Genomic DNA, 6,477 nt, shown 5'->3' on the forward strand with positions numbered 1-6,477 from the left:
CTACTAGCGAGAGATCGTCTCGTCGGCCGAGCCGGAAACGAGGCGAATGACGGGTTTGTTTTCTTGATCCGGTGTCCCTTTGGCGGGCAAATCCAGTAAGAGTTCCATCATTTCCTCAGCCGCACCTCCGGCCACGCGGCGGATCGTTTCGCGGTCGGTTTCGTCGCCGAACTCGTACGTGACAGCCGTCACGCCGAGCGTTCGATCGACCCACGCTTTGCTCGTGCTTCGGTGTGCATTGTGGTTGGCATCGACACTCACGTCGTAACCCGGAAAGCGTTTCTGAATCGATGCAAACCATCGCTGCGTGAAACCGGCCGGAAAGATCTGGGGGTTGTGCGCGGGGATATAGAACACGTCTTCGTATGTGCTATGAAAATCAACAAACAAACACAAACGATTTTCACCGGCGCGGCGACACTGGAGCACTTGGTCGCGAACTGCGCGTGTTTCCGGTTGAGTGAAGTGTGACCAATCTCGGTTCAGGTCCACGCCATTGGCATTGCACCGCCAGTGGCCGTGATGCACGCCATCGGGATTGACCGTCGGGATGACAACGGCCGCAAATCGTTTGCGAAATTTTTTGGCCAAGGGCGTGTCGGAGGCGACCGCGTCGACGAAATGCAGCATTCCGATCGCGCCGGTAACCTCCGGTGGATGCTGGCGAGCGATCAAAAAAATGTAGTCGGGGTCGTCGCACTCGGTGATCGTCAGTTGCTCGACCGATCTGCCTTGAACCGATCGTCCGATTGGTTTCTTGTCGACGTGCGGCAAGCGAGTCAGTTGATTGGACCACTGCGAGATTTCATCGGTCGAGAGGAGTTCCTGACCCGCGATCCACAAAGGTTTTTCATCGGCGTGGACTAGCAATTCGACGTCTTGCAGCGTGTTGCTGGTTCGAGTGACCAAGTGGGCGGCCGACTGCCAACGTTCGCCATCGCGGCTGATTTTCGGGTCGTAACGATGGGATCCACCGACGTAATGCAAAAGGACTCGAACCGATTTCGGTCGGCTCGATTGAATCCGAAACGCGTACCAAGCGCTGTCGTTGATCGGATCAGATTCGGGTTCGATCGTGATCGCAAAGGCGTCGGAGCTGATCTGTTGGCATTGACTCATCCGTCCGCCGGGAAAGTCGCTGGTGATCGTCACTCCACCGTCACGACTGGCGAAATCCGCTCCGCCATTTGGCAGGATCCCGTCCGCCGTTGCGGTGGAAGCTAACCATCCGATCACCCCAAAAGGGATGATCCAACAAAGTAAGGTGCAAAACGGAGGAACGGGAGCGTCGAATCTCATTAGGGGCACTCCATGCCAATGAACTCGGGCCACTTCGGCTTGCCAAGGTGGAGCCGACCGCGGCGGGGCCAGCCACGTCAGGCTGGGGTGGGTCGGCAAGAACGTCGGGAGTTTAGAACAACCACCCGATCCGCGGCAATATCAACCCAAAGTGCTCGTTTCGATCGCTTCGGGGGGAGTTTCGTCTTCCGTGGCGGTGACCCCGTCGAGACGTTCGTCGTCGGTGACACGGCGGACAACCCACCACAAGGCGAACGTAACGAACAAAATCGAAGCGATCGACGCTAAACCTTCCTGGAACAATGATTTCCGCAATTGACCGACCGGTCCCAGGACCTCCGATAACCGATACTGGACAAGCACCAGTAAGTCTGTCTCTCGGTCCCGGCGTTCGGCCGCCTGGGCATCGGTTGGGGCATGGGTGGGGGCATCGTCCTGAGCGTATTGCGATTCGGGCAGGGTGATCGGTTGCATCGCCGCTAACCAATCGCCGGCGAACTCGCTGCCGTCTTTCGCTTGCGCCATCGGGTCGTGATAGACGGCGTCGTCCCCAGCGACCAAACGGTTCAACAGCGGCTCGGGAACTTGGTAGCGTTTTTCAGAAAGTGTTTCGCCTTCGGTCCGTTCACTATCCATCAGTGGGTGCTGCAAAACGAGGCCCCGCAACGGTCCCTGGCGGGCTTCGATCAAAACCGCCACTTGGCTGGCTTCACGACGGCTCTGCAATAATCGAAAGTCGCCGAGGTTGATCGTCATCACAAACACGGCGTCCACATCCGATGAACCGGATTGCGAATCACCGGGCAGGCGAATCGGGGTGCTGATAGCGACCTTCCACAGACCCGTCGCGGTGCTCTGGAACGCCGACGACAAATGGGTGGCCTTCAGCGGTGTGATTTCATCGAGCGGCGTGGTCTTGGACAGGTCATCTCGCAGACCGTTGTAGTAGGTCCGGTAGGCGAAGTTTCGGCCCGCGCTGTCATCTTCCCGCTTCACCGGTTTGCCATACGCGATCGCGAGGATCGTGCCCTTGGCATCGCAAACGAACAACGACGCGAGTCGTTGGCGGGTTTTTCTTCGGCTTTCGTCTTCGGGCAAAGATGCGTCAGGAGTGTACAACGCCAGACGATCTTCAAGGTATTGATTCAGCTTGAGCCGTTGTTGGGAATCCAACAGCGTGTCTCGGGCGTCGGTTTGTTTCAACGCTTGTTCCGATGATTCAGATTCACCGATCGCTTGCAATGCGGTTTCGATCGCGGGTTCCTCAAGCGTCGCTTGAAGCAGCGTTTGAAAGGATTTGCGGGAGGCTTCTTGGTTGCACAATTCGAAGTACGAATGAATCTCGGTCTCGAGCGTTTGAGCAGCGAATCGTGCGGCCAATTGGTTGCTACCGAACGCTTCGGTGCGAAGTGCGTTGGTCGCCGATTCGGTCGCCCGATCGATGCTGCGAAACGCGAACACGCACGTGGCCAACAACAACAACAACGGGCCGACGATACCGAGCAACATCAGCGGCTGACGCGTCCGCGCGGCGTCGCGACGAGCCAAGTCGTCGATCACCTGTTGCATGTTCGCATAACGATTCTTGGGATCGACCTCCAAGCATTTTTGCAAGATCCGTCGCAACGGCCGGTCGATCGAGCGTCGTGGCAATTGATCAACGGCCGGAGGCGAATTCGCAATCGCTTCTCGGTACCGTGCCAATCGTCCGGGCAGGGAACCGGCGGTATCCAATTGCGACAACAACGACGCCTCGCGATGCGGCGCGTTGCCCGAGAGCATCCGATAGAGCAGTGCCCCGGCGGCGTAAACATCCCACCGGCTGTCGGGCGTCGAATTGAGATCGGCTTGCTCGGGTGCCATGTAAAACAAGGTGCCCATTGCCGGCGTTTGGTCATGGGACATGCGGCTTTGACCAAAGTCCGCCAACCGTGGTTCGTTGTCCGCCGCCAAAAGAACATTGGCCGGTTTGACGTCGCAGTGCAAAACGCCTTTGCCGTGACAATGATTCAAGCCCGTGCAGATTTTTGAAAACAGGTCGACGGCTTCGCCAACGGGCAACCGGCCGCGTCGCTGCAACATTTCTTCGAGCGAACCGCCTTCAATTAGCTCCATCACGTAATACGGAGGGTCGGCGTCCCATCCGACTTCGAGAACCTGAACGACGTGTCGGTCGGCGGACAATTGGACTAGGTTTTTGACCTCCCGTGAGAGCAACGACCAATTCACACCGCCACGGTGCAGGTAAAACTTCACCGCCACGCCACGGCCGGTATTCAAATCCCGGCCGACCCAAACTTGGCCGAACGCCCCCGCCCCGAGGAATCGTTCGACTCGCACGCCGGGGACGTCGGCCGGCGGAACGGTCGCCTGCAACGACATCCGCCGCGCCGCCGCTTGACCACCGACGCTTTGGGCTTCGGTCATCTCGGGGGTGAGGGACGATTGTTCGTTGCGGTCGTCATTGGGAAGAGAATTCGGCATCTCACCATCATCGGATGTTTGGCCATCGGACCGCAACCGGGCGACGAAAGCGAACCGGTCAGTTAGACTGTCGCGGTAGCCAAACACTCGTTTATCCTCATCCTCTTTTCTTCGGTCGCGATGTCGATTCAAGTCACCTGTCCGAGTTGCCTGAAACGGTTCCAAGTTAGCGATAAATTCGCGGGGAAAACGGGTCCGTGTCCGGCATGCAAGAAACCGATCAGGGTTCCCGACAAGGACGAACAGGTTGTTGTCCACGCCCCCGACGACGGGGCACCGAAGGATTCCAAGGGTCGCAGCGTCCTGAAGCCGATCACGATGAAGGATCCGGAGTTGACCAACCGGATGTTGATGATCGCCGGCGGATGCGTCTTCGGCGTCGTCGCGTTAGCGCTCGGATTTCGGCTTTCCGGCGGCACTCCGCTGTGGGCCCAATTGCTCGGCACCGTGTTGATGGCTCCGCCGCTGGTGCGGATCGGTTACGGCTTCGTTCACGATCGTGAATTAGCACCCTACACAGGCATCGAGCTTCGCAACCGTGTTCTGATCTGCTCGGCGCTGCTTGTGGCGACTTGGATCGTTTACCTCTTTGTTCCCGCCTATGTCATGGAACTCGAAAGCCCCAAGGAAATGTCATGGACGGTCGCCGGCATCACCTTTTGCGTGATGGGCATCTTGGGGGCATTCGCCTCGGTCGCCTGTTTCGAATTGGAATTCCTATCTGGTTTGATCCACGCGTCGTTTTATTATGCGGTCGTCATCATCACCGCCCTGATCGCCGGCGTGACGCTTGCCGGTGAAGAGCCGCTTGATCAATTCGCATGGCTCGCATTGCGCGTGTTGACTGGATCTTAAAACAACCGATGGTCGCTTCACTCCCTGAATTGCGGTCGGGCAACCTCGAGGTTTCCCGCGTTCGAATTCCGCCAACGATGGACGTGCCGATCACGCCCCGCGTTCGGCGACTGCTTGATTCCGCTCCGATGCGACGTCTCGCGTCGCTCAGCCAACTCGGATTGGTGTCGTTGGTCTATCCCGGAGCCACGCATAGCCGATTGGAACATTCCCTCGGTGTGTATGCCAACGCGGTTTCACTGTTGCGACGACTTCAAGATCAGGGCCGCCAATCCGAGGTAGCCGATCCGGTCGCACAGCAAGCGTTCTTGGTAGCCGCATTGGTTCACGATGCCGGGCACTGGCCGTTTTGTCACCCGATCGAAGACATGGGCAATGCGCTAGACTACTGTGACGAGGGGCCCATCATGAAACATGAAGCTCGAGTCGACGCCATGTTGACCGATGGGCCGTTGGCGAGTTGTTTGGCCAAGGATTGGGATTGTAGCGCCGATGACGTAAGCGCGATCTTGTGCCCCAATACGATCGGGCGACGCCGCCGTTTACAAATCTCGCCGTCGAGCATCTCGTTTTATGCGAGCTGCCTGAGTGGCCCGATCGACATCGATAAACTCGACTATTTGCAGCGTGATAGCCTGCACGCGGGAGTTCCTTACGGACGCAATTTCGACGCCGAACGCTTAATCGGTTCGCTCGTCCAACATCCCCACGAACCCCGACTCGCGATCAACGAAAAAGGCCGTACCGCCGCCGAAATGATGGTCTTTGGGCGGTATGTGATGTTCAGCGAAGTGTACTGGCACCACACCGTGCGAGCGGCGACGGCGATGTTGCAACGGGTGATATTTGAATTGCACTATGCCGGACACCATGAACACGCGGTGCAGGGCAAGTCCATCGATGTGCGACATTGGGCCAATGACGACGATCAACAATGGATCGAGCGACTGCGAACCGCCGCACGCGAGAGCCAAGACGTCACCATGATTCAGTTGGTCGAAGGTTTGTTCGGTCCGACGCGTCAATTGCTCAAACGAGTCGCCCAATTCAATGCCGAGTCGGGTGATTCGATTCACTCGATGTTAGCTAGAAAACCTTACAATTGGTTGGTCGGATGTTCGAACTACCTGACCAATCGTATGAACGACGTTTTGACCAAGCCCCTTCCGTCTTCGCTGGTGTTAATCGACGCGCCGCCGGTCAAACTCGAGGTGGATATCAACATCGATGTGATCGATCGCAGTGACCGCTCGATGAAGTTGGGTGACGTATCGCCCGTCGCTTCGGTATTGGCCAATCGTCAATTCGACAATCACGTCAAACGCGTCCGAGTGTTTGTGCCCGAATCCGTCCGATCGGAGTTGCGACGTTCCACCGATGACCTCAACGGTTTAATTAGCCGCTGGTTACTCGAAGTCGTCAACGACGACTTTGGTTCGATGGAGTTCTAAGGTCGCGTGACGAGCTGCCACTCAGTCATCAGCCGCAACGCAATCGCGTTACCGCTGATGACAACAATTAGCCGATGGGCGTTAGCCCCGGTTGGCGTCCGATTAACCGCCGCTAACGCGGTACGGCTAAATAAATCAACAGCCCGCAGACAGGATCCTTGGAACCAGCCTTTCTCGTCGTCCTCAACGTGGGGTGCCTGAGAGGAACACGACGTCATCCAGGTCACTAGCGGGTTTTGGTTTACTGGCGGATACGCCCTTAACCCGCATTATTCACCAAGGACGAAATCGGTTCTGCGTTTTGAGGTTTGGCCATTGCGAAACGCAGCGAAGCGGATTGCGAGTCTGATTTTGACCGACCGCGCACAACGCCCCCCTCCCCCAGAAT

4 protein-coding genes are annotated in these 6,477 nt (G+C 57.5%); 2 read left to right on the top strand and 2 right to left on the bottom strand.

The window, feature by feature from the left end; translation table 11 throughout:
* Positions 1–3: 3 nt before the first annotated feature.
* Positions 4–1,299: a M14 family zinc carboxypeptidase gene (locus tag Pla100_RS28345; protein ID WP_146582418.1), complete on the bottom strand. Its 1,296-nt coding sequence runs from the start codon at positions 1,297–1,299 to the stop codon at positions 4–6.
* 141 nt (positions 1,300–1,440) lie between these two features.
* Positions 1,441–3,915: a protein kinase domain-containing protein gene (locus Pla100_RS28350; RefSeq protein ID WP_231603730.1), complete on the bottom strand. Its 2,475-nt coding sequence runs from the start codon at positions 3,913–3,915 to the stop codon at positions 1,441–1,443.
* Between Pla100_RS28350 and Pla100_RS28355 the strand changes: the two genes are divergently transcribed.
* Together Pla100_RS28355 and Pla100_RS28360 are read left to right on the top strand one after the other, a co-directional pair.
* Positions 3,904–4,638 carry a hypothetical protein gene (locus Pla100_RS28355; protein WP_146582420.1) on the top strand — a complete coding sequence of 245 codons (735 nt, stop codon included), beginning with the start codon at positions 3,904–3,906 and terminating at the stop codon, positions 4,636–4,638. The genes Pla100_RS28350 and Pla100_RS28355 overlap by 12 nt on opposite strands.
* A complete protein-coding gene (locus Pla100_RS28360) occupies positions 4,605–6,089 on the top strand; it encodes an HD domain-containing protein (protein WP_231603731.1) in 1,485 nt (494 codons plus the stop codon). Before Pla100_RS28355 ends, Pla100_RS28360 begins: the two co-directional genes overlap by 34 nt.
* The last annotated feature ends 388 nt before the right edge of the window (positions 6,090–6,477 follow it).

The sequence above is a fragment of the Neorhodopirellula pilleata genome (assembly GCF_007859915.1).
Taxonomy (GTDB): Bacteria; Planctomycetota; Planctomycetia; order Pirellulales; family Pirellulaceae; genus Rhodopirellula; species Rhodopirellula pilleata.

What these genes read in the sequence shown, in the direction of transcription:
- Pla100_RS28345 (WP_146582418.1), bottom strand. Translation starts at nt 1,299, where the DNA reads ATGAGATTCGACGCTCCCGTTCCTCCGTTTTGCACCTTACTTTGTTGG.
- Pla100_RS28355 (WP_146582420.1), top strand. Translation starts at nt 3,904, where the DNA reads ATGTCGATTCAAGTCACCTGTCCGAGTTGCCTGAAACGGTTCCAAGTT.
- Pla100_RS28360 (WP_231603731.1), top strand. Translation starts at nt 4,605, where the DNA reads ATGGCTCGCATTGCGCGTGTTGACTGGATCTTAAAACAACCGATGGTC.